The organism is Hydrogenophaga sp. OTU3427, assembly GCF_038440225.1.
In the GTDB taxonomy this organism is placed as follows: domain Bacteria; phylum Pseudomonadota; class Gammaproteobacteria; order Burkholderiales; family Burkholderiaceae_C; genus Hydrogenophaga.
Genome location: NZ_JASATI010000024.1, coordinates 25,882 through 48,261 on the forward strand (window position 1 = coordinate 25,882; position 22,380 = coordinate 48,261).

Sequence of the window (22,380 nt, forward strand, 5' to 3'; positions counted from 1 at the left end):
CGTGAACCCGCCGTCAGACCCCACCCCACTCCCCGCCCCCATGTCGTCTTCCCCCATCGCCTGGTCCGATCCTTCGCGCCAGCAGGCCTTTGAACAATGGCTGGCCGAGCAGGCGCCCGCCCACGGCCTGCTGCCACAGACGCTGCGCCTGGCCTCGGCCGACGCCTCGTTCCGGCGCTATTTCCGCGTCGACGACACCTCGGGTGGTTCGCGCATCGTGATGGATGCGCCGCCCAGCCATGAAAACAGCGAACCCTTCGTGCGCATCGCCCACCTGCTGGGTGACGCCGGGCTGAAGGTGCCCGAGGTGTTGGCCTGGCAGGCCGACAGCGGCTTCATGCTGCTGAGCGACCTGGGCAGCAGCACCTTGCTGGAGCGCCTGGACCACGAACGCTGCGACGACGCCTTGCCTTGGTTCCAGTGCGCCAGTGACAGCCTGCTGCGCCTGCAGCAGGCCTCGCGTCCGGGCGTGCTGCCGGTCTACGACGACGCCCTGCTGCACCGCGAACTGCAGCTGTTTCCCGACTGGTACCTGGCACAACACAAGGGCGTGGTGCTGGACGACGCGGACCGCCAGACGCTGCAGACCGCCTTCGACCAGATCGTGCGCATGAACCTGGCCGCGCCGCAGGTCTTTGTGCACCGCGACTACATGCCGCGCAACCTGATGAGCCCGTCCGGTCCGGCCGACGCCGACAGCGCCCGCGTGCTGGGCGTGCTCGATTTCCAGGACGCGGTCTACGGCCCCATCACCTATGACATCGCCAGCCTGATGCGCGACGCCTTCCTGAGCTGGGACGAACCTTTTGTCATCGACGTCACCGTGCGTTACTGGGAAAAGGCCCGCAAGGCCGGCCTGCTCGACTTCGAAGGCTGGAGTGAGGACTTTGGCGCCTTCTACCGCGCGGTGGAATGGATGGGGCTGCAGCGCCACCTCAAGGTGGCCGGCATCTTCGCGCGTCTGACCTTGCGCGATGGCAAACCCAAGTACCTGGCCGACACGCCACGCTTCATCCACTACATCCGCCACACCGCCAGCCGTTACCGTGAACTTGGGCCGCTGTTGCGCCTGATCGACCGCGTCGAAGGCCTGGAAGGTCTCAGCGGTTTTGCCTTCGGCCGGGTGTGACACCCGCATGCCGCGCTTTTTCTGTCCCACCGACCTCGCGCCGGGCGCGCACCTGGGTTTGCCCGAGGGCGCGGCCCGCCACGTGCAGGTGCTGCGCCTGCAGCCGGGCGATGCCATCACGCTGTTCAATGGCCAGGGCGGTGAACACGAGGCCGTGGTGCGGCGCATGGGCCGCAGCGAGGTGGAGGTCGAGGTCGGTCTCCACCACGCGGTCGAACGCGAGCCGGCCCGAGCGGTGACCCTGGCCGTGGGCATGCCGGCCAACGAGCGCATGGACTGGCTGGTGGAAAAGGCCACCGAGCTGGGCGTGGCCCGCATCCAGCCGCTGCTGACGGAACGCTGCGTGTTGCGCCTCAAGGGCGAACGCGCCGAGAAAAAGGTCGCCCACTGGCAGGCGGTGGCGGTGGCGGCTTGCGAGCAATCGGGCCGCAACCGTGTGCCGCAGGTGGCGCCGGTGCTGGAGCTGCCGGCCTGGCTGCAGACGCAATCGGCCGAGCCGGGCCAGCGCTGGGTGCTGTCCTTGCGCGAAGGCGTGTTGCCGGCGCGCGAACGCCTGGACACGGACGCACGCGCGCTGTGCGTGGTGGCGGGCCCCGAGGGAGGCCTCAGCGCCGTCGAGGAAGACCGCCTGCTGGCGGCGGCGTTCGCGCCGGCCAGCCTGGGCCGCGCGGTGTTGCGCGCTGAAACGGCCGCGCTGGCCGCGCTGGTGCTGGCCGCCGGCTGATCCGGCCGCGCCGCTGCCGATCAGGGCGCCGCGTACAGCGCCGAGGGGTGGGTGTAGACCATGTCCAGCGGGTAGCGTTTGCCGGCATGGTGGTCCAGCACACACTGCAGCACCACCGGGCTGCGGTGGCGCGCGGCACTGTCCCGCACTTCGTCCAGTGTCATCCACAGCGTGCGCACGATGCCGTCGTCCAGCGCACGGCCGGGCTCGGCGGCTCCCAACTCGCCGCTGAAGGCCAGCCGCAGGTAGGTCGTGCCCTCGGGTTTGGCCGCGGTGCCGGTGGCATGTGCCATGTAGATACCGACCAGCGCCGTGGGCAAGAAGTGGTGGGCCGTTTCCTCCAGCGCCTCGCGCGCGCAGCCGTCCTGAGGGCGTTCACCGGGGTCAAGGTGGCCGGCCGGGTTGTTCAGTCGCAGGCCATCGGGGGTGTGTTCTTCCACCAGCAGGTAGCGGCCTTCGCGTTCGATGATGGCGGCCACGGTGACGTGGGGTTTCCAGCGCAGATTCATGGCGTCGGATTATCCGTGCCGTCCGGCAGGGTGATGGGTTCATCGTCGGGGATGGCGCGGGGCAGGAGCAGGGCGAAACGGGCGCCTTGTCCCGGCGCGCTGTGCAGCGTCACCTGGCCACCGTGGCGCACCGCCACGGTCTGGACGAAGGGCAGGCCCAGGCCCGTGCCCTGGGTGCGTATGCCCTGCTGCACACGGTAGAAGGGCTTGAACAGGTGCGGCTGGGCGGCGGGGGGGATGCCCGGCCCCTCGTCCTGGATGGCCACTTCCCAGTGGCCATCCACGGCGCGCACGCTGCAGTGCACCGTGGTGCCGTCGGGCGAATATTTGATGGCGTTGCCCACCAGGTTGGCCAGGGCGCGCTGCAGCAGTTCGCGGTCGACCAGGCTGTCGGCGGGCATCTGGGGTGGCTTGAAGCGTAGGCCGATGGACTTGGCCTGCGCCGCCTCCCAGGCGTCGTCCAGCACCTCGCCCAGCAGGTCGCTGAGGTTGTAGCGCTCGCGCACGTACTCGCGCGACTGGGCACGCACCAGGCTGATGAAATCGTCGGCCAGGGCGAGGGCCTTGCGCGCGTGGCGCTCAACGCGGTCCTGGAACTGTGCCGTGTTCATGGCGTCCGGGTCCTGGCGCACCAGGTCCACCAGGGTCAGGATGGCCGATTGCGGCGCGCGCATGTCGTGGCTCAGGAAGTGCATCGCGTCGTCGCGTTGCCGCTGCTCGGCACGCATCTGCGTCACGTCGACCAGGCTCAGGATCCAGCCGCTGTGCTGACCGGCGGCACTGAAGGACGGGGTCCACTTGACCAGCAGGTCGCGGCCCTGCTGGTCGCGGGTTTCGAGCGCGTTGGGCTCGTGCGTGGCGGTGTGGAGGTGGTGGGCCAGGCCCTGTGCCAGGCCCTCCGTGCTGACCAGGTCCGCGGTCAGGCTGGTGAGGGAGCGGCCGGCCAGGGTGACAGGGGACGAGACCTGGAAATGCCTGGCGGCGGCGGCATTGGCCAGCACGACCCGCAGCTCCGTGTCGCAGACCAGGGTGGCGTCGGGCAGGCCGTCCAGGCTGTCGCTGACAAAGCGGTGCAGGTCGCGCAGCTGGTGGGTCACGCCGGTCAGGGCATTGATGCGGCGGTCCAGGAAGTCGCCACCACGCGGGCGGCCGTCGGGGACTGGCCGTGGAATCGACAGGCTGCTGTCGCGCAACTGGTGGTACTCATCCACCAGGTAGCGGGTGGCGGCGTCCATGCGGCGCCAACTCCAGAGCACATAGGCCAGGACCACGCCCAGCATGCCCGCCACGGGCCCGAGCTGCACCTGCAGCCACAGGCTGCCGACGGCCGTGACGGTGGCCATGGACAACAGCAGGCCCAGGCACAGCAGCAGGCCCGTCAAGGGACTGGTCCACGCCAGGGCCGACAGGGCCAGCAGCACCGGCAAGGTGTTGAACAAGGTGCCCACCCAGGCGGGCGCGGTGACCAGATGGCGACCCTGCAGCAGGGTGTCGACCAGGTTGGCGGCTATCTCGACGCCAGGCATCAGCAGCCGCTCGTCGGTCACCGGCGTGGCATAGAGGTCGCCGATCCCGGTGGCGGTGGCGCCCACCAGCACCAGCTTGTTGCGGAAGGTTTCGGGTGCCACGGTGCCGTCGAGCACGTCGACATAGGGGTAGCGCGTGAACGTGCCCGGCGGCCCCGCGAACGCCACTTGTGTGCGGTGGCTGCGGCGCCAGTCGAGTGCGCGGCCGGACACCGGGTCGATGGTCGTGTGCTCGTCGTCGGTCCTGCCCGGCAGCGGGTCCCCTGGATGCAGGATGCCGGCGGTCTGCAGCAACGCCACCGTGAAGTGTGGCCAGGACTGGGTGGGCGATCCTTCACGCAGGTAGATGCTGCGGGCAACGCCGTCGTCGTCCACCGGCAGGTGCACGTGCCCGATGGCCGCGGCGCCGCGCTGGAACGCGGGCAGCGGACCGACCACCACCGCCTGACCGTCCCGGTTCTGCATCATCATGGGCAGGACCAGCTTGCCGCTGTGGGCGATCGCCGCCGCCAGCGCCCGGTCGTTGGCAGACTGACCGATGTCCGCTTCGGGCAGCAGCAGGTCGAGTCCGATGGCGGCCGGGCGCCCGGCGCTGATGCGGTCGATCAGGTCGGCGTGCAGGCTGCGGGGCCAGGGCCAGCGGCCCAGCGCCGCGATGCTTTTGTCATCGATGCCGATCAGCACCACCTGGCCGTGGGCCACCTCGCGCGGTTGCAGGCGCACCAGGGCATCGTGCAGCAGCCGGTTGGTGCGGGTGAGCAGGTTGGTGTGGTCCAGGACCACCACCGCAGCCAGCACAGCGGCGGTCAACAGCAGCCACTCGCCCCAGCGCAGCTTGTGCGCCGGCCGGGGGCGGGCAAGCGTACCGGGCTCGGGCATGGGGGGGGTCAGCGCGCCTGGCCTTTTGGCGTGGACGGGGTGATCACGTTGCCAGCACCGGATCTGACGGGCTGCCCGTCGCTGGTTTGCAGGCCGACGCTTCCCACCTGCAGCCGGTGTGTGGTGGACAGGCGGCTCAGCTGGCCGCTCTCGTCGCGGCTTTGCCAGCGCAGGAAGTGGGTGCCGCTGTCTGCCGCCGGTACATCCAGGCGTGCCCCAGGCAGCCAGCCGTCGAACACCGGCTGGGTGAACGCCGCGTCACGCGCCACCTGGACACGGTAGCTCAGGCCGGCTTTTGTTGGCCAGAACGCGGACAGGCGTGCGTCTGAAGCCACGCTGGTGTTGTCAGACAACAGCGGCAGCACCTCGAAACGGGCTGGCACACCATAGGGGCCTTGTTTGCCGGCGGCATTCAGCGCAGCCACGCGCCAGTGGTAGTGCCCGGGGGCCAGGCCGACGGTCTGCTGGCATGTGTCCGATCCGGTCCGATCGGACACCAGATCGGCGAAGTCCGCGTCGCGCGCGACCTGCACGCGGTAGCCCTGCGCACCGTCGGGCTCGGTGCAGCGCAGCGACACGGTCGGGCCAGGCACTTTTTCGTCGGGGGTGGGGTAGCGGTAGATCGGCGGCACCGGACCGGACACCACACTGAAGCCGTGGCGGGCGCTGTTGCCCAGCAGGCCGAGGGTGTCCACGTTCTGCATCGCCAGGATGTAGCGGCCATCGTCCAGCCCGTCCCAGGTCACCTGCGGTTGGTTGACCCAGGCTTCGTGCAGCACGGTGTCGGGGACGCTCGCGTCACGCACCTGCACACGGTAGGCTTGCGCCAGGTTGTTGGCAGGCAGCGAGAAGTTCACCCGCTCACCGTTGTCGAATTCGGCGGGCAGGCCGCGGAGATCGGGCGCCGCCAGCAACGTGGCCCGCTCCAGGCGGCCCTTGCCGTCCAGCCGGGCCCCCTGGCCTGCGGTCAGCAAGGCAGGCAGGCGTCGCCCCCGCAAGGCGGTCACCTGGGCCTTGGGCTGTGGCGCCAGTGCCACGGTGCCCTCGTCCACTTCGCTGGTGGTGACGAGGCCGTCGGCCGTCACGCCAAAACGCGTGCCGCGCACGCTGGCCACGGCCATGGGGGTGTGCACTTCAAAACGGCTGCCCGGGTGGCGCTTGGGCGTCACCTCGCTCTCCACACGCCCGGTTTCCATGCGGATGAGCGTCTGGCTCTGCTGCGTGTTGGGGTTCAGGCGCAGGCGCGACAGGCGCGCCCTCGAACCGGCCGACAGGCCAAAGGCCGAACCGTCGGTCAACCGCAGACGGGCAAAGGATTTGTCGCGCACGTCGATCATGGCCCCTTCCGGCACTTCGGCGCCGACGCGCAGGGCTTCGGGTTCGCTGCGGCCCGGCAGCGTCACGCGTACGTCGCCGTGCACGTGCACCACCGTGGCCGAGGTCTCGGGCAGGTTCAGCAGCGGCAAGGGAATGGTCAGCACCTGGCCGGGCGTGAGCCGGTTCGGATCGGTCAAGCGGTTGGCGCGCTGCAGGGCAGGCCAGCGGCCCGCTTGTCCGAGTTGTTGTTGTGCGATGGACCATAGGGTGTCACCCTGCACCACCGTGTGGTCGATGCCGTCGGCGTGCGCCAGCGGGAAGGTCAACGGGCCGCCCAGGCACAAGGCCACGGACACCACCCGGGCCGATCCCCACATCCCGTGCCGCGGCGAACTGGCGTCAGTCCTGCTCTTGCTCGATGCGCGAGTCGGCTTCATGTTCTTCGTTCCCAATCGATTCGAGGCGGTAGCCCTGGCCATACACGGCACTGAGCCGGTAGCCGTTCTCGGGCCGCAGGTTGAGCACGCTGCGGATGCGCGAGATGTGGGTGTCCAACGAGCGGGACATGAGTTCGGTGCCGGGTGGGTTGGATGAGCCCCACAGGCTTTCCAGCAGGTGCCGGCGCGACAGCAGGCGGCCTTTGTTGCGGAACAGGAACAGCGCGATGTCGAATTCCTTCTGCGTCAAGGCCACCGGCTTGCCGTCGATCTCGAGCCGGCGGCCGATGGGCATGAACTTGTAGCGGCCCCACACCTGCTCGGTCGGCAGCGGCTCGGCATAGACCCGCCGCAGCAGGGCCTGCACCCGCGCCACCAGCTCACCCACGCGCATGGGCTTGATCATGAAATCGTCGGCGCCACACGACAAACCTTCGACGATGTCACGTTCTTCGCGGCGGTTCGTCAAGAAAAGTATCGGGATGCGCTCGGTGAGGTTTTCCCGGATCCAGTGCACGATCTCGGGCCCCGACATGTCGGGCAGCGACCAGTCCAGCACGAGCAAGTCGTAGGACTCCCGCCGCAGTTCCTTGAGCAGGCTTTCGCCGTCCAGGAACACATGGCAGTCGTGACCGACCGCCTGCAAAGTGTATTTTGTCAACTCAAGTTGGTCGACGTCATCGTCCAGCGCGGCAACACGCATTTGTTTCCTCTCCCCTGCTGCGCGCTTGTGAGTATTGTCAGCGCAGATCAGGAAATTTTAACGTTATCGCCCATTTTGTGGGGGGAAGATGGTCAACGATTGCAAAATTCCGGGGACTTTTTTTGACCATTTGTCGGCGCGTTTGCAGGCCTTCTGACTTTTGCGAGATTCAGGGAGCGGCCTGCCGGTGGCGGCGGTCTGGGGCGCCGCAGCGGAGGCGCTGGTGAGTCAGGTAGCATTCGGGTTCAACAGTCCAACCGGAGGAGACACATGCTCATAGGCATACCGGCCGAGACGGCCGCAGGCGAGACGCGTGTTGCCGTCACGCCCGAAACCGTCAAGAAGCTCAAGGCCCAAGGCCACACGCTGCGTGTTCAATCGGGCGCGGGTGTCCCGGCCAGTGCCACCGACGCGGCCTTCGAAGCCGCGGGGGCCGAGATCACCGACGCCGCCGGCGCCTTGGGCTGTGAACTGGTGCTCAAGGTGCGCGCGCCGTCCGCAGCCGAGCTGGGTCTGATGAAGCCCGGCACCACTCTGGTGGGCATGCTCAACCCTTTCGATGCCGCCGGTCTGGCCGCCATGGCCGCGGCCGGCCTGACCGCCTACGCGCTGGAAGCCGCGCCGCGCACCACCCGTGCGCAGAGCATGGACGTGTTGTCCAGCCAGGCCAACATCGCTGGCTACAAGGCCGTGATGATGGCGGCCGACAAATACCAGCGCTTCTTCCCTATGCTGATGACCGCCGCCGGTACCGTGAAGGCCGCGCGCGTGGTGATATTGGGCGTGGGCGTGGCGGGGCTGCAGGCCATCGCCACCGCCAAGCGCCTGGGCGCGGTGATCGAGGCCAGCGACGTGCGCCCCAGCGTGAAGGAGCAGGTCGAGTCGCTGGGCGCCAAGTTCATCGACGTGCCGTATGAAACCGCCGAGGAAAAGGAAGCCGCGGAAGGCGTGGGCGGCTACGCGCGCCCCATGCCGCCGAGCTGGCTGGAGCGCCAGAAGGCCGAGGTGGCCAAGCGCGTGGCGCAGGCCGACGTGGTGATCTCCACCGCGCTGATCCCGGGGCGCCCGGCGCCGGTGCTGATCACCGAGGAGATGGTCAAGAGCATGAAACCCGGCTCGGTGATCGTGGACATCGCCGCCGGGCGGGGCGCGAACGGCGTGGGGGGCAACTGCCCGCTGACGGAGACCGACCAGACCGTGGTCAAACACGGCGTGACGCTGATCGGCGAGACCAACCTGGCCGCGCTGGTGGCGGCCGATGCGAGCGCGCTGTACGCGCGCAATGTGCTGGACTTCCTCAAGCTCGTCATCACCAAGGAAGGCGCGCTGCACGTGCCCATGGACGACGACATCGTCGTTGCCTGCCTGATGGCGCAAGGTGGGCAGGTCAAGCGTGCGTGATCCCATGCCTGCCTGGTGGCGCCCTGCCCGCTGGTGCGCCGCGCTGGGTGCCGCCCTGTGGCTGTCGGCCTGCGCGGTGCCCGATGCCAGCCGGTCGGAAGTTGGCCGTTACAAGGTCGCGCTGCCGCCAGGCCAATGGACGGAGTTGCCGGCACAAGCGGCCTTCCGCCTGCCGGCCACGGTCGACGGCGCGTCGGCACCGCTGACCACGCGGGCCTGGGCGCTGCGGGGCGACGACGGTGCCTGGCTGGCCGTGGCCCTGCTGCACGTGGCCGATGTGGGCCGCAACACCACCCCATGGACCCGCGCCTGCCCCGCCACGCGCGACGTTTGGGTGCAGGACGCGGCGGGTTCCAGCGCCGCCCGCATCGACTGCCTGCGCTACCGGCGTGCGGCCGAGTTCAACGATTGGCTGGCCAAGAACCGCCCCGACCTGGCGCAGTGGACCGCCCAGCAGGGTGTCCAGTTCAAGGGCACCTACGCGCACCTCAACCACGTGCTCACCACCACCTGGGGCGATTACGTCGCGCTGGACGTGCTGGCCGTGCAGCGGCTGGTGCGGCCGGCCACCCACAGCAACGACGAATTCCTGCGCGCCGGACTGCCCACGCAGGACTGGATCGATCGCGTGGCCGAGTCGGTGCGCCTGAGCACCCGCATGTTCGACGGCCACCTGGCCCTGCCGCCTTTTCCTTTCCCGATCAACCAACATTGAGGGCTGACCCGATGGATGCCGTATCCCCCACCCTGATCAACCTGATCATCTTCGTGCTGGCGATCTACGTCGGCTACCACGTGGTCTGGACCGTGACCCCGGCGCTGCACACGCCGCTGATGGCCGTGACCAACGCCATCTCGGCCATCGTCATCGTCGGTGCCATGCTGGCCGCCGCACTCACTGAAACCACGCTGGGCAAGACCATGGGCGTATTGGCCGTGGCCCTGGCCGCGGTCAACGTCTTCGGCGGCTTCCTCGTCACCCGGCGCATGCTGGAGATGTTCAAGAAGAAGGAACGCAAGGCACCTGTGGCCAAGGGAGACGCAGCATGAGCATGAATTTGGTTGTATTGCTGTACCTGATCGCCTCGATCTGCTTCATCCAGGCGCTCAAAGGCCTGAGCCACCCCACCACCTCCATCCGCGGCAACGTCTTCGGCATGAGCGGCATGGCCATCGCCGTGCTGACCACCGCCGCGCTCATCGTGCAATTGGCGGGTTCTGCCTCGGGCCTGAGCTGGGTGCTGCTGGGCCTGGTGCTGGGCGGCGGGCTGGGCGCCTACATGGCCAACAAGGTCGAGATGACCAAGATGCCCGAGCTGGTGGCCTTCATGCACAGCATGATCGGCCTGGCCGCAGTGTTCATCGCCGTAGCCGCCGTGGCCGAGCCCTGGGCCTTTGGCATTTCGCCCAAGGGCGCGCTGATTCCCTTTGGCAACAAGATCGAGCTCTTCCTGGGCGCGGCCATTGGCGCCATCACCTTCAGCGGCTCGGTCATCGCTTTCGGCAAGCTCTCGGGCAAGTACAAGTTCCGCCTGTTCCAGGGCGCGCCGGTGACCTTCGGCGGCCAGCACATGCTCAACCTGGTGCTGGGCCTGAGCACCCTGGGCCTGGGCCTGGCGTTCGCGCTGACCGAGAACTGGACCGCCTTCTTCGCCATGATCGCCCTGTCCTTCGTGCTGGGCGTGCTCATCATCATCCCCATCGGCGGCGCCGACATGCCGGTGGTGGTGTCCATGCTCAACAGCTACTCGGGCTGGGCGGCCGCCGGCATCGGCTTCAGCCTGAACAACAGCATGTTGATCATCGCCGGCTCGCTGGTGGGCTCGTCGGGTGCCATCCTGAGCTACATCATGTGCAAGGCCATGAACCGCTCCTTCTTCAACGTCATCCTCGGCGGCTTCGGTGGCGACGCCACCTCGGCGGCCGCGGCCGGCGGCGGCGTGCAGCGCACGGCCAAGAGCGGCAGCGCGGACGACGCCGCCTTCATCCTGGGCAACGCCGAGACCGTGGTCATCGTGCCCGGCTACGGCCTGGCGGTGGCGCGCGCCCAGCACGCGGTGAAGGAGCTGGCGCACAAGCTGACCGAGAAGGGCATCACGGTGAAGTACGCCATCCACCCGGTGGCCGGGCGCATGCCGGGGCACATGAACGTGCTGCTGGCCGAGGCCGAGGTGCCCTACGACCAGGTGTTCGAGATGGAGGACATCAATGGCGAGTTCGGCCAGGCCGACGTGGCCATCATCCTGGGCGCCAACGACGTGGTGAACCCGGCGGCGATGATCAAGGGCAGCCCGATCTACGGCATGCCCATCCTGGAGGCCTACAAGGCCAAGACCATCATCGTCAACAAGCGCTCCATGGCGGCCGGCTACGCGGGCCTGGACAACGAACTGTTCTACATGGACAAGACCATGATGGTCTTCGGCGACGCCAAGAAGGTGGTCGAGGACATGGTCAAGGCCGTGGAGTGACGGTGGGGCCGGTGGCCCCCCTGTCTTGTGTGTTGTCGCACCGTCAACGCCGGCCGTCCACCACAGCGCCCGGCGTTGTCGCTTTTTAGAGTCCCAACCCCAGCCCGCGTCAGGGAAAAACACGAAGCCTGACGTCGGGCTGACGGGGCACAATCGGTGCGCAATGCCGCGTCCGCCGCACCTGCTGGTGTGGCCGCCCGATCCTCAAGAAACTCACGGAGACTTCATGGCCACCTCGACCCAAGAACGCCCCTGGCTGTCCGCCTATCCCGCGGGTGTGCCCAGCGATATCGACGTGTCGCATTACGCGTCGCTGGTGGCGCTGATGGAGGAGAGCTTCCAGAAGTACGCCGCCCGCACGGCCTACCATTTCATGGGCAAGGACTTCAGCTACGCCCAGACCGACAGCCTGTCCGTCGCCTTCGGTGCCTACCTGCAGGGCCTGGGCCTGGTGAAGGGCGACCGCGTGGCCATCATGATGCCCAACGTGCCGCAGTACCCGGTGGTGGTGGCGGCGGTCTTGCGCGCCGGCTTCGTGGTCGTCAACGTCAATCCGCTCTACACCCCGCGCGAGCTGGAGCACCAGCTCAAGGACTCCGGCTCCAAGGCCATCGTCATCATCGAGAACTTCGCCGGCACGCTGGAACAGTGCATCGCCAACACGCCGGTCAAGCACGTGGTCCTGTGCGCCATGGGCGACATGCTGGGCCTGCTCAAGGGCGCGCTGGTCAACTACGTGGTGCGCAACGTCAAGAAGATGGTGCCGGCCTACAGCCTGCCCCAGGCGGTGCGCTTCAACGAGGCCGTCGCCAAGGGCACACGCGGTGAACTCAAGCGCCCCGAGATCAAGCCGGACGACGTGGCGGTGCTGCAGTACACCGGCGGCACCACCGGCGTGAGCAAGGGCGCGGTGCTGCTGCACCGCAACGTCATCGCCAATGTGCTGCAGTCCGAGGCCTGGAACAGCCCAGTGATCCAGAAGGTGCCGAGCAACGAGCAGATCACCACCGTGTGCGCCCTGCCGCTGTACCACATCTTCGCCTTCACCGTCTGCATGATGCTGAGCATGCGCAACGGCGGCAAGGTGCTGCTCATCCCCAACCCGCGCGACCTGCCCGCCGTGCTCAAGGAGCTGTCCAAGCACACCTTCCACAGCTTCCCTGCGGTCAACACCCTGTTCAACGGCCTGGCCAACCACCCCGACTTCAACACCGTCAACTGGCGCAACCTCAAGGTCTCGCTGGGCGGCGGCATGGCGGTGCAGGGCGCGGTGGCCAAGCTCTGGCTGGAGAAGACCGGCTGCCCCATCTGCGAAGGCTACGGCCTGTCCGAGACCAGCCCCTCGGCCAGCTGCAACCCGGTCACCAGCACCGAATACACCGGCACCATCGGCGTGCCCATTCCCGGCACCTCCATGAAATGCCTGGACGACGAGGGCCACGACGTTCCCATGGGCCAGCCCGGTGAGATCGCGATCAAGGGCCCGCAGGTCATGGCCGGCTACTGGCAGCGCCCCGACGAGACCGCCAAGGTCATGACGGCCGACGGCTACTTCAAGACCGGCGATGTCGGCGTGATGGATGCCCGTGGCTACTTCAAGATCGTCGACCGAAAGAAGGACATGGTGCTGGTCAGCGGCTTCAACGTCTACCCCAACGAGGTCGAGGACGTGGTCGCCAAGCTCGAAGGCGTGCTGGAGTGCGCTGTGGTGGGCGTGCCCGACGACAAGTCGGGCGAGGCGGTCAAGCTGGTCATCGTCAAGAAGCACGAGGCGCTGACCGAGGGCATGGTGCGTGAGTTCTGCAAGGCCAACCTGACCGGCTACAAGCAGCCCAAGGTGATCGAGTTCCGCACCGAACTGCCCAAGACCCCGGTGGGCAAGATCCTGCGCCGCGAGCTGCGCGACAAGAAATAAGGCGCGCGGACGAAGCGGCCCATCCGCTCGCTTTCGGCGCACAATTCAACCGCCTGCGGCCCCTTGGCCGAGGCGGTTTTTTTTGGAGTATCGCCATGGCACAACGCATTGCCATCGTCAGCGCCCTGCACGCCGAGCTGGCCGAGGTGCTGGCGCTGATGCCCGACGAACACAAGCGCCGCGTGGGCGGGCGCACCTTCTGGACCGGCCACCTGCATGGCCACGACGTGGTGCTGGTGCTCAGCGGCATGGGCAAGGTGGCGGCGGCGGCCACCACCGCGCTGCTGATCGACCGCTTCCAGGCCGGACAAGTCGTCTTCACCGGTGTGGCCGGCGGCCTGGCACCGGGCGTCGAGGTGGGCGACGTGGTCGTGGGCGGCGGTTTCATCCAGCACGACATGGACGCCTCGCCCATGTTCCCGCGTTTCGAGCTGCCGGGCCAGGGCGTCACCCGGCTGCCCGCCGACGCCGTGCTGGCCCAGGTGCTGCAGGAGGCCGCCGAGGATGCCGTCACCTGGCTGCCCAAGCTGCTCGACGCGACCACGCTGGCCACCCTGGGCCTGCACCGGCCTGCGGTGCACCGCGGGCTGATCGTCAGCGGCGACCGTTTCGTGTCCACCGACGCCGAAAGTGCGGCCTTGCGCCAGGCCGTGCCCGAGGCGCTGGCGGTGGACATGGAGAGCGCCGCCGTGGCCCAGGTCTGTCGTGATTTTGGCGTCGGCTTTGGGGCGGTGCGGACCATCTCCGACCGCGCAGACAACGAAGCCCACGTGGACTTCCCGCGTTTCCTCGACCAGGTGGCGCGGCACTACAGCGCGCGCATCATCCGCAGGACCCTCAACCTGCTGTGAACAGGTTCTGAGGCTCAGCGCGCCTTGCGCGCGGCCGATACCGGCGTCAGGGCCTGCTGCAGCCGGCCCTCGCGTGTGGGCACCTCGGCGCTGAGGGCGTTCTCCACGTGGCCGATGTGGTCCAGCATGCGCTGGCGCGCCAGCACCAGGTCGCCTGCTTCCAGCGCCTCGACGATGGCGGCGTGTTCGTCGCACGACTGGCGCGCGTCGTGGGTGGACTGGTAGAGCGTGGCCGCCAGCGTGGTGCGGGCCGTGAGGTCGCGCAGTACGCCGCAGAGCAGGCGGTGGCCCAGGTTCTCGGCCATGCAGACGTGGAAGTCGGCCAGCATGAAGGCGCGCGTGGCGGCGTTGTCGCCCTGGATCGCCTGCCGTTCCTGGTCGATGTGGCGGCGCAGCGCCAGCGCCACCGATTGCAGCGAACGGCCCTCGGCCGGGGCCTCGCCGGTCTGGCTCAGGATGCCGGCCTCGACGATGCGCCGGGCGGCGAAGGCGTCGCGTGCGTCCTCCACCGAAGGCTCCACCACATACCAGCCGCGGCGCGGGCGCACCTCCACGAAGCCCCGGGCCTGCAGCTGCATCAGGGCCTCGCGCACCATGGTGCGGCTGACGTGGAACAGGTCGGCCAGTTCCTGCTCCCCCAGGCGCTCGCCGGGCGCGAGCTGCTGGGCCAGGATGGATTCGACAACGCGTTGGGCGATTTCACTCTGGGTGGTCATGAGCGTCGGACTTTAACCCCTGTGTTGGCCCAGGCCGGGAATCCCTCAATCGAGCGTCGGGCGCACGCGACCGTCCAGCACCGCATGGGCCTGGGCGCGGTCGATGTCGCCTTCCCAGGCCGCCACCACCACCGTGGCCACGCAGTTGCCGATCAGGTTGCCCAGGGCGCGGGCGATGCCCATGAACCAGTCGATGGACAGGACCAGCACCAGGCCGATGGCGGGGATCGCCGGGATGGCCTGCAGCGTGGCCGCCAGCACCACGATGGCCGACCCTGGCACCCCGTGGGCGCCCTTGGACGTGACCAGCGAGATCGCCAGGATGGTCAGCAGGTCCGTCATGGAGATCGGCGTGTTGGTGGCCTGGGCGATGAACACGGCCGCCAGGGTGATGTAGATCGAGAAGGCGTCGAGGTTGAAGGAGTAGCCGGTGGGAATGACCAGGCCCACGGTCGAGTCCTTGATGCCCATGCCGCGCAGCTTGGCCATGATCTGCGGCAGCACGCTGTCGGACGAGGTGGTGGCGAAGACCACGGCCAGCTCCTCTCGCAGGTAGCGCAGCAGCTTGAAGATGCTGAAACCGGCCAGGCGCATGATCAGGCCCAGCACGCCAAAGACGAAGAAGATCACCGCCACGTAGAACAGCACCACCAGCATGCCCAGCTGCTTGAGCGAACCCAGGCCGTACTTGCCGACGGTGAAGGCGATGGCGCCCAGCACACCCAGCGGCGCCAGCTTGATGATGATGCCCATGGTCTTGAACAGCACGTGCGAGAGCGTGTCGATGAAGTCGGCCACCGGCGCGCCGCGTTCACCCAGCATGGCCAGCGCGCAGCCGAACAGCACCGCGAACAGCAGCACCTGCAGCACATCGCCGGTGGCAAAGGCCGCCACCACGGTGGTGGGGATGAGTTTCATCAGGAACTCCACCGTGCCGCCGCCGGTGAGCTTGCTGGCGTTGTCGGCGTAGGCGCTCATGGCCTTGGCGTCCAGCGCCGCCGGGTCCACGTTCATGCCCACCCCGGGCTGGAACCAGAAGGCCAGCACCAGGCCCAGCAGCAGGGCGACGGTGGTCACCACCTCAAAGTAGATCAGCGCCTTGACGCCGACCCGGCCCACGCGCCGGAGGTCACCGGCGCCGGCGATGCCGTGCACCACCACGCAGAACACCAGCACCGGGATGATCATCTTGATGAGCTTGATGAAGCCGTCGCCCAGGGGCTTGAGCTTGACCGCGAACTCGGGCCAGACAAAACCCAGCAGCACGCCGAGCAACAAGGCCAGGAGCACCTGGCCAAACAGGGACTTCAGAAACTTCGGCATGATTTCTCCTGGACAAATCAAACATACAAATCTTGTATGCAAGAATGTAGGCAAGAAATGCCCCGAGCGGTTCAGGGATTACCCTAGGGGGCGGCGCGCCAGCGGTCGGCGCGCCCGTTCAGCGCTGCTGCTGGGCGAAATCCAGCGCGGCCTGCAGCATGCGCGCCAGCGTGGGCTGCACCCGGGCCGCGCGTTCCTCGGCGTAGTCGAAGGGCCAGGCCTCGTGCATGTAGCTGCGCTGGGTCTGCTCCAGCTGCACGGCGTGGATGTGCTGCTGCGGCTGGCCGTAATGGCGGGTGATGTGCCCGCCCTTGAAGCGGCCATTGAGCACCGCCGTGTGGCCTTCGGCCGTGCGGGCGATGTCCAGCAGCGTCTGCGCCAGCGCGGGGTCGCAGCTGGCACCGTCGGCGGTGCCGAGGTTGAAGTCGGGCAGCCGGCCCTCAAAGAAGCGCGGCACTTCCGACCGGATGGAATGGGCGTCCCACAACACCGCCACGCCGTGCTGGGCGCGTATGCGGTCGAGTTCGGCCCGCAGCTGCGCGTGATAAGGGCGCCACCACGTCTCGCGGCGCTGCGCGATCTCCGCGTCGTCGGGTGCCTGGCCGGCTTTATAGAGCGGCTCCGAGTCGAAGGTGTCCAGCGGGCACAAGCCGGTGGTGTTCTGGCCCGGGTAGAGGTTGGCGTTGTCGGGCGGGCGGTTCAGGTCCACCACATAACGCGAGTGGGTGGCCATCAGCACCGAGGCGCCCAGGTCGCGCGCGAACGCATAGAGGCGGTCCAGGTGCCAGTCGGTGTCGGGCACACGACGCGCCGCGTCGGTCAGGCGCGCGGCGATGTCGGCCGGCACGTGGGTGCCCATGTGGGGGATGGACAGCAGCAGCGGCGCGGTGCCGGCGTGGAACACGAAAGGGGGCACGGTGGGTGGGTTCATGGCTTGTGTGGTGTCAGTGGGCGGGGGCCGCAAGCGAGCGGCGGGCATCGACCAGGCCCTGCCAGGCGCGGTTGCCCAGCGCATGGCGACCACCCAACACCCGCCGCTGGCCACCGGTCCAGACCTCGGCGATGGCCGACCGCCGGTGGCTGGCGAAGACGTGGGCCGACAACATGGCGTCGGGGCTGGGCAGACCTTGCAGCAGCGGGTGGCTGGCGTCCAGCAGCACCAGGTCGGCCTGCTGGCCCACCGCCAGGCCCGCCACGGCGCGGCCGCTGGCCTGGGCGCCGCCGGCCACGGCATGGAGCGTCATGGCGGTGGCCACGTGGCGCTGGGCGTCGTCGGCCAGCACGTTGCGTTGGCGGGTGGCCAGGCGCTGGCTGTATTCGAGCAACTGGAGTTCTTCGGCCGCATTCACCGTGGCGTGGCTGTCGGAGCCCACCCCCCAGCGGCCACCGGCGCCACGCCACTGCGCCATGTCGAAAATGCCATCGCCCAGATTCGCTTCGGTGGTGGGGCACAGGCCGGCCACGGCGCCGCTGTGGGCCGCGCGCCGGTACTCGTCGGCATCCATGTGGGTGGCGTGCACCAGGCACCAACGGGCATCCACCGGCAGGTGATTGAGCAGCCACTGCACCGGGCGTTGGCCGCTCCAGCGCTGGCAGGCCTCGACCTCGCCGGTCTGCTCGGCGATGTGGATGTGGATGGGCGCGGTGGCGTCCAGCGACGCCAGGCCGGCCACCGCTTCGCGCAGCGCCTCGGGCGGCACCGCGCGCAGCGAATGCGGCGCCAGGCCCAGGCGCGCGCCCTGGGCGTCGCACAAAGGCTTGAGCGACTGCAGCAGCGCCAGCATGTTGTCGGTGCGGCGGATGAAACGTTTTTGCCCGTCATTCGGCGGCGTGCCGCCAAAGCCGCTGGTCTGGTAGAGCACCGGCAGCAGCGTCAGACCGATGCCGGTGGCCTGCGCGGCGCGCAGCAGGCACAGCGACAGCTCGCGGTCGTCGGCGTAGGGCCTGCCGTCCAGGTCGTGGTGCACGTAGTGAAACTCGCACACGCTGGTGTAGCCGGCCTCCAGCATCTCCACATAGAGCCCTGTGGCGATGGCTTCCAGCTGCTTGGGTGTGATGGCACCGGCGAAGCGGTACATCAGCTCGCGCCAGCTCCAGAAGCTGTCCTGCGCGGCTCCGCGGTATTCGGTCAGGCCGCCCATGGCGCGTTGGAACGCGTGCGAGTGCAGGTTGGGCAGGCCGGGCAGCACCGGGCCGGCAGCGCGTGGGGTGCCGGCGGGCGCGGTGCTGTCTGGCGCGACGGTGCTGAGCTGGCCGGCGGCGTTCCATTGCAGCAGCACATCGCGCGCCCAGCCCGTGGGCAGCAGCGCGTGGTCGGCGAACAGGGTCTGGGTCATGGGCGTTGGGCGATGCGGCCCTGCCGCACCACGGTGGGTTGGGGGTGTTGGCCCAGCCAGTAGGCGAGTTCGGCCACGGCCTGCAGCGGCCACAGGACGAAGTTGGCGGGCTGGCCCGGCGCGATCTGCCCGTGGCTGGTCTGCAGACCCAGCGCGCGCGCGGCGTGGCGCGTGACGCCGGCCACGGCCTCGGGCACGGTCAGGCGGAACAGGGTGCAAGCCATGTTGAGCATGAGCAGCAGGCTCAGGGCCGGCGAGGTGCCGGGGTTGTGGTCGGTGGACACGGCCATGGGCACGCCGGCCTCGCGCAAGGCCTGGATGGGCGGCAGGTGGGTGTCGCGCAGGAAGTAATAGGCGCCGGGCAGCAGCACGGCCACGCTGCCGGCGGCCCGCATGGCGGCGATGCCCTCGGCGCTCAGGTGTTCGATGTGGTCGCACGACAGCGCGCCATGACGCGCTGCCAGCGCCGAGCCACCCATGTCCGACAGCTGCTCCGCGTGCAGCTTGACCGGCAAGCCCAGGACTTGCGCGGCGCGGAACACCTGTTCGGTCTCGGCCAGCGAAAAGCCGATGGTCTCGCAGAACACGTCCACCGCGTCGACCAGGCCTTCGGCCGCCAGCGCCGGCAGCATGTCCTGGCACACCAGGTCGATGTAGACCTGGCTGCGGCCCGCGTATTCGGGCGGCAGCGCGTGGGCGCCCAGGAAGGTGGTTCGCACCGTCACGCCAAATGCCTCGCCCAGGCGACGCGCCACACGCAGTTGGGCACGCTCGTGTTCGAGCGAGAGGCCGTAGCCCGACTTGATCTCGATGGCACACACGCCCTCGCGCAGCAGGGCTTGCAGACGCGGCGCGGCCAGGGCAAACAGCTCGTCCTCGCTGGCCGCACGCGTGGCGCGCACGCTGGAGACGATGCCGCCACCGGCGCGCGCCACTTCCTCGTAGGTTGCCCCGGCCAGGCGCAGGGCAAATTCGTTGGCGCGCTGGCCGCCGTAGACCAGGTGGGTGTGGCAGTCGACCAGGCCGGGCGTGACGAGGGCGTCGCGGCCGTCGTGCTGGGCGACGTGGGCGTGTTCGGTCGGCAGTGCGGCGCGTGCGCCGACCCACGTGACTTGGCCGCCGGCGACCACGATGGCGGCGTCGTCCAGCGCGGGGGCGTCCGCGCCCAGGGCTTCCGGCGCCAGGCGCAGGTTCGTCCAGACGCCGTCGGCGCTGGCGTGGGTGTCGAAGGGCTTCATGGGTTCACCGCCTGGATGGACACGGCCAGCAAGGCCGCGGCTGTCTGCTCACACGACAACGCCCAGGACTGGGCGCCGTGGTTCCACCACAGGCCCTCGCCCGGCGCCAGCATCTGATCGCCCGCGCGCCAGTGGCCTGACACCGCCATCAGCAGCCCAGCCGGCGCGGCCAGCGTGGTGGCGCCACGGCAGACCGCCACCGTGGCGCGGCAGGCCGCGCGGCGTGTCATCACGTTGAAATCGTGGCAGTCGCCGTCCAGCAGCGTGCCCAGCACCGGCGCCTCGCCGTCAAAGGCGAAGGGTCGCAGCGGCGTGTCCAGCCGGTGGTCGAAGGCGCCGTCCGTGCCCAGCAGCCGCACGCCCGCGCCCTCGAGCAGGGTGATCACGCGGTCCACGCCGGCAAAGGTTGAGAACGGCCCGTCGCTGCCGATGTGGGCGATGCTCACGCGCCAGTCGAAGGCGTCCATGCCCGCGCCCGGCGGCTGGCACACGATCTCGCGCGTGACGCCGCCGCCGTTTTTCCACGGTGTGGCGGCCAGGGTGGCACGGTCGAAGCGGTGCACTGTCATGTCAGTGCCGCCCGGCCGCCCGAAGGCATTGACGCCCCCCTCCGGGGCAGCGGTGCGCGAAGCGATGAGCGTGGGGGTCATGTCATGCGCGCGTGAGAACCGCCTGCAGGAACTCGCGCGTGCGCGCCTGCGTGGGCTGGCTGAAGATGACGTCGGGCGGGCCGGATTCGATGATGCCGCCGCCGTCCATGACCACCACCACGTCGGCGACTTCCTTGGCGAAACCCATTTCGTGGGTCACCACCATCATGGTCATGCCCTCGCTGGCCAACAGCTTCATGACCTGCAGCACCTCGCCCACGAGTTCGGGGTCCAGCGCCGAGGTCGGCTCGTCGAACAGCATCACGCGCGGCTTCATGGCCAGTGCGCGGGCAATCGCCACGCGCTGTTTCTGCCCGCCCGACAGGCTGGCCGGCATGGCCTCGGCCTTGTGGGTCAGGCCCACTTTGCGCAGCAGCACGTCGGCTTCGGCGTCGGCCTCGGCGCGGCCCAGGCCACGCAGCTTGCGCGGGCCCAGCGTGACGTTGTCCCGCACCGTCAGGTGCGGGAACAGGTTGAAGGACTGGAACACCATGCCCACCTCTTCGCGCAAGGCGTTGAGGTCGGCGTCGGGCAGCATCCGGCCGCCGTCCACCAGGGTGCGGCCGCAGATGTCGATGCGCCCGCCTTCGGCCTGCTCCAGGCCATTGCAGCAGCGCAGGAAGGTGCTCTTGCCCGATCCGCTGGGACCGATGACCACCACCACCTGCGAGGGCATCACCTCGAAGTCGATGCCGTTCAGCACCACGTGGTCGCCAAAGGCCTTGCGCAGGCCGCGGATGCGGACGATGGGCGCGGTGTCTGCCGCCGTGTTGGCTTGTTGGCCTTTCATTGCACCATTCCTCCGGCCCGCAGGCGGGTTTCCAGTTTGCGCAGGGCCAGCGTGGTCAGGCCGGTCAGCACGAAGTACATCACCGCGATGGCCAGGTAGACCTCCAGCGAACGGTAGGAGACGCTGATGATCTTCTGACCCTCGTGCATGAGGTCGTGGATGGTCAGCAGCGAGACCAGGGCCGAGTTCTTGATGAGTGCGATGAACTCGTTGCCCAGCGGCGGGATCATGCGCACCACGGCCTGCGGCAGGATCACGTTGCGCATGGCCTGGCCCGAGGACAGGCCGATGGAGCGTGCCGCCTCCATCTGACCCTTGTCGATGGACTGGATGGCGCCGCGCACGATCTCGGACACATAGGCGCCCGAGTAGATGCCCAGGCCGATCACGCCACACAGGAAGGCGGGCAGCAGGATGCCGAACTGTGGCAGGCCGAAGAACAGGATGAAGAGCTGCACCAGCAGCGGCGTGCCACGGATGGCCGCGACATAGGCGGTGCACAGGCCGTAGACCAGCTTGCGCGCCGGGTTCAGGCGCCCGATGCCGACCAGCAGGCCCAGCAGGCAGCCCAGCAGCAGCGAGACGGCGGTGATCTCCACCGTCACCACGGCGCCTTGCAGCAGCTGGGTCCAGCCCGCCCAGACGGGTGTAAAGTCAAGTTCCATTGCGGGGTGTGGCCGTGGGGCTTACTTGGCGGCGGCGCTGAACCACTTCTTGGTCAGCGCGGCGTAGGTGCCGTCGGCCTTGATCTTGGCCAGCGCGGCGTTCACGGCCTTGGTCAGTTCGGGCGTGTCCTTGCGCAGGGCCATGCCGTATTCCTCGATGGTCAGCTGCTCTTCCAGCACGCGCAGGCCCGGGCGGGTGCGCACGTACTGGTAGGCGGCGGGCTTGCCGGTCACGGCGGCGTCGGCGCGGCCGATGTCCACCAGGTTGAACATTTCCTGGTTCTTCTCGACTTCGATGCGCTGGACCTTGGGGTGTTTGTCGGTCAGGTAGCCGACCGACTTGGTGCCTACCTGCACCGAGACCTTCTTGCCGTCCAGATCGGCCAGCTTCTTGATCGTGGTGTTGTTGTCCTTGACCATGGCCACCAGGCCGCCGGCGTAGTAGGGCTCGGAGAAGTCCACCACCTTCTTGCGCTCGTCGGTGATGTAGATGGCCGACATGGCGATGTCGAAACGCCTGGAGATCAGGCCGGGGATCAGACCCTTGAAGTCGATGTCCACCCACTCGACCTGTTTGCCCATGGCCTTGGCCACCGCCTCGGTCAGCTCGATGTCGAAGCCGGTGCGTTTGCCGTTGTCCACGTACTCCATCGGCGGGAAGGTGGCGTCGGTGCCCACGCGCAACACGTTGTCCTGTGCGTGCACCGAGGCGGCGCCCAGGCCCAGGGCGGCAGCGGCTAGAAGGAGTTGGCGGCGGATGTTCATGGGAAAGCTCCAGGGGTTGAGGGAACAAGGGAAGA

21 protein-coding genes are annotated in these 22,380 nt (G+C 68.5%); 8 read left to right on the plus strand and 13 right to left on the minus strand.

What is annotated here, in order from left to right:
* Positions 1–40: 40 nt before the first annotated feature.
* The gene (locus AAHB17_RS14645) at positions 41–1,129 is read left to right on the plus strand and encodes an aminoglycoside phosphotransferase family protein (protein WP_342131366.1); all 1,089 of its coding nucleotides are present in this window, start codon (positions 41–43) and stop codon (positions 1,127–1,129) included.
* 7 nt (positions 1,130–1,136) lie between these two features.
* A complete protein-coding gene (locus tag AAHB17_RS14650; RefSeq protein WP_342131367.1) occupies positions 1,137–1,853 on the plus strand; it encodes a 16S rRNA (uracil(1498)-N(3))-methyltransferase in 717 nt (238 codons plus the stop codon).
* A 20-nt stretch (positions 1,854–1,873) separates the two neighbouring features.
* Here AAHB17_RS14650 and AAHB17_RS14655 read toward each other — a convergent pair whose 3' ends face one another.
* The 4 genes from AAHB17_RS14655 to AAHB17_RS14670 are packed head-to-tail and all read right to left on the minus strand — an operon-like array spanning position 1,874 to position 7,224.
* A complete protein-coding gene (locus AAHB17_RS14655; protein ID WP_342131368.1) occupies positions 1,874–2,362 on the minus strand; it encodes an NUDIX hydrolase in 489 nt (162 codons plus the stop codon).
* Positions 2,359–4,767 (minus strand): CHASE2 domain-containing protein, encoded by a 2,409-nt coding sequence (locus AAHB17_RS14660; protein WP_342131369.1) that lies wholly within the window; start codon positions 4,765–4,767, stop codon positions 2,359–2,361. Before AAHB17_RS14660 ends, AAHB17_RS14655 begins: the two co-directional genes overlap by 4 nt.
* Positions 4,768–4,775: 8 nt before the next feature.
* Complete coding sequence (locus tag AAHB17_RS14665; RefSeq protein WP_342131370.1) at positions 4,776–6,521, minus strand: FecR domain-containing protein; 1,746 nt, start codon at positions 6,519–6,521, stop codon at positions 4,776–4,778.
* A complete protein-coding gene (locus AAHB17_RS14670) occupies positions 6,484–7,224 on the minus strand; it encodes a response regulator transcription factor (RefSeq protein ID WP_342131371.1) in 741 nt (246 codons plus the stop codon). Before AAHB17_RS14670 ends, AAHB17_RS14665 begins: the two co-directional genes overlap by 38 nt.
* 270 nt (positions 7,225–7,494) lie before the next feature.
* Between AAHB17_RS14670 and AAHB17_RS14675 the strand changes: the two genes are divergently transcribed.
* The 6 genes from AAHB17_RS14675 to AAHB17_RS14700 all read left to right on the plus strand — a co-directional run bounded on the left by AAHB17_RS14675 (position 7,495) and on the right by AAHB17_RS14700 (position 13,862).
* Positions 7,495–8,625: a Re/Si-specific NAD(P)(+) transhydrogenase subunit alpha gene (locus AAHB17_RS14675; protein ID WP_342131372.1), complete on the plus strand. Its 1,131-nt coding sequence runs from the start codon at positions 7,495–7,497 to the stop codon at positions 8,623–8,625.
* A 4-nt stretch (positions 8,626–8,629) separates the two neighbouring features.
* A complete protein-coding gene (locus AAHB17_RS14680) occupies positions 8,630–9,340 on the plus strand; it encodes a hypothetical protein (RefSeq protein ID WP_342131373.1) in 711 nt (236 codons plus the stop codon).
* Between the two features lie 11 nt (positions 9,341–9,351).
* Positions 9,352–9,675, plus strand: coding sequence for an NAD(P) transhydrogenase subunit alpha (locus tag AAHB17_RS14685; RefSeq protein WP_342131374.1), 324 nt, complete (start codon positions 9,352–9,354; stop codon positions 9,673–9,675).
* On the plus strand, positions 9,672–11,096 hold the full coding sequence (locus AAHB17_RS14690; protein ID WP_342131375.1) for an NAD(P)(+) transhydrogenase (Re/Si-specific) subunit beta: 1,425 nt from the start codon (positions 9,672–9,674) through the stop codon (positions 11,094–11,096). Before AAHB17_RS14685 ends, AAHB17_RS14690 begins: the two co-directional genes overlap by 4 nt.
* A 226-nt stretch (positions 11,097–11,322) precedes the next feature.
* Positions 11,323–13,011, plus strand: a complete 1,689-nt coding sequence (locus AAHB17_RS14695; RefSeq protein WP_342131376.1) for a long-chain-fatty-acid--CoA ligase — start codon at positions 11,323–11,325, stop codon at positions 13,009–13,011.
* A 95-nt stretch (positions 13,012–13,106) separates the two neighbouring features.
* Positions 13,107–13,862 carry a 5'-methylthioadenosine/adenosylhomocysteine nucleosidase gene (locus AAHB17_RS14700; RefSeq protein ID WP_342131377.1) on the plus strand — a complete coding sequence of 252 codons (756 nt, stop codon included), beginning with the start codon at positions 13,107–13,109 and terminating at the stop codon, positions 13,860–13,862.
* A 14-nt stretch (positions 13,863–13,876) separates the two neighbouring features.
* Here AAHB17_RS14700 and AAHB17_RS14705 read toward each other — a convergent pair whose 3' ends face one another.
* The 9 genes from AAHB17_RS14705 to AAHB17_RS14745 all read right to left on the minus strand — a co-directional run bounded on the left by AAHB17_RS14705 (position 13,877) and on the right by AAHB17_RS14745 (position 22,345).
* Complete coding sequence (locus AAHB17_RS14705; RefSeq protein WP_342131378.1) at positions 13,877–14,578, minus strand: GntR family transcriptional regulator; 702 nt, start codon at positions 14,576–14,578, stop codon at positions 13,877–13,879.
* Positions 14,579–14,623: 45 nt separating this feature from the next.
* Complete coding sequence (locus AAHB17_RS14710; protein WP_342131379.1) at positions 14,624–15,901, minus strand: C4-dicarboxylate transporter DctA; 1,278 nt, start codon at positions 15,899–15,901, stop codon at positions 14,624–14,626.
* A gap of 118 nt (positions 15,902–16,019) precedes the next feature.
* Positions 16,020–16,832, minus strand: coding sequence for an N-formylglutamate deformylase (gene hutG, locus AAHB17_RS14715; RefSeq protein ID WP_342131380.1), 813 nt, complete (start codon positions 16,830–16,832; stop codon positions 16,020–16,022).
* A 13-nt stretch (positions 16,833–16,845) separates the two neighbouring features.
* A complete protein-coding gene (locus tag AAHB17_RS14720) occupies positions 16,846–18,237 on the minus strand; it encodes a formimidoylglutamate deiminase (protein ID WP_342131381.1) in 1,392 nt (463 codons plus the stop codon).
* Complete coding sequence (gene hutI / locus AAHB17_RS14725) at positions 18,234–19,475, minus strand: imidazolonepropionase (protein WP_342131382.1); 1,242 nt, start codon at positions 19,473–19,475, stop codon at positions 18,234–18,236. The genes AAHB17_RS14720 and hutI overlap by 4 nt, the downstream gene beginning before the upstream one ends.
* A complete protein-coding gene (locus AAHB17_RS14730) occupies positions 19,472–20,125 on the minus strand; it encodes a HutD/Ves family protein (RefSeq protein ID WP_446719605.1) in 654 nt (217 codons plus the stop codon). Before AAHB17_RS14730 ends, hutI begins: the two co-directional genes overlap by 4 nt.
* Position 20,126: 1 nt before the next feature.
* On the minus strand, positions 20,127–20,915 hold the full coding sequence (locus tag AAHB17_RS14735) for an amino acid ABC transporter ATP-binding protein (protein ID WP_342131383.1): 789 nt from the start codon (positions 20,913–20,915) through the stop codon (positions 20,127–20,129).
* Positions 20,912–21,580: an amino acid ABC transporter permease gene (locus AAHB17_RS14740; RefSeq protein ID WP_342131384.1), complete on the minus strand. Its 669-nt coding sequence runs from the start codon at positions 21,578–21,580 to the stop codon at positions 20,912–20,914. Before AAHB17_RS14740 ends, AAHB17_RS14735 begins: the two co-directional genes overlap by 4 nt.
* Before the next feature lie 21 nt (positions 21,581–21,601).
* Positions 21,602–22,345, minus strand: a complete 744-nt coding sequence (locus AAHB17_RS14745) for a transporter substrate-binding domain-containing protein (RefSeq protein ID WP_342131385.1) — start codon at positions 22,343–22,345, stop codon at positions 21,602–21,604.
* Positions 22,346–22,380: the final 35 nt, after the last annotated feature.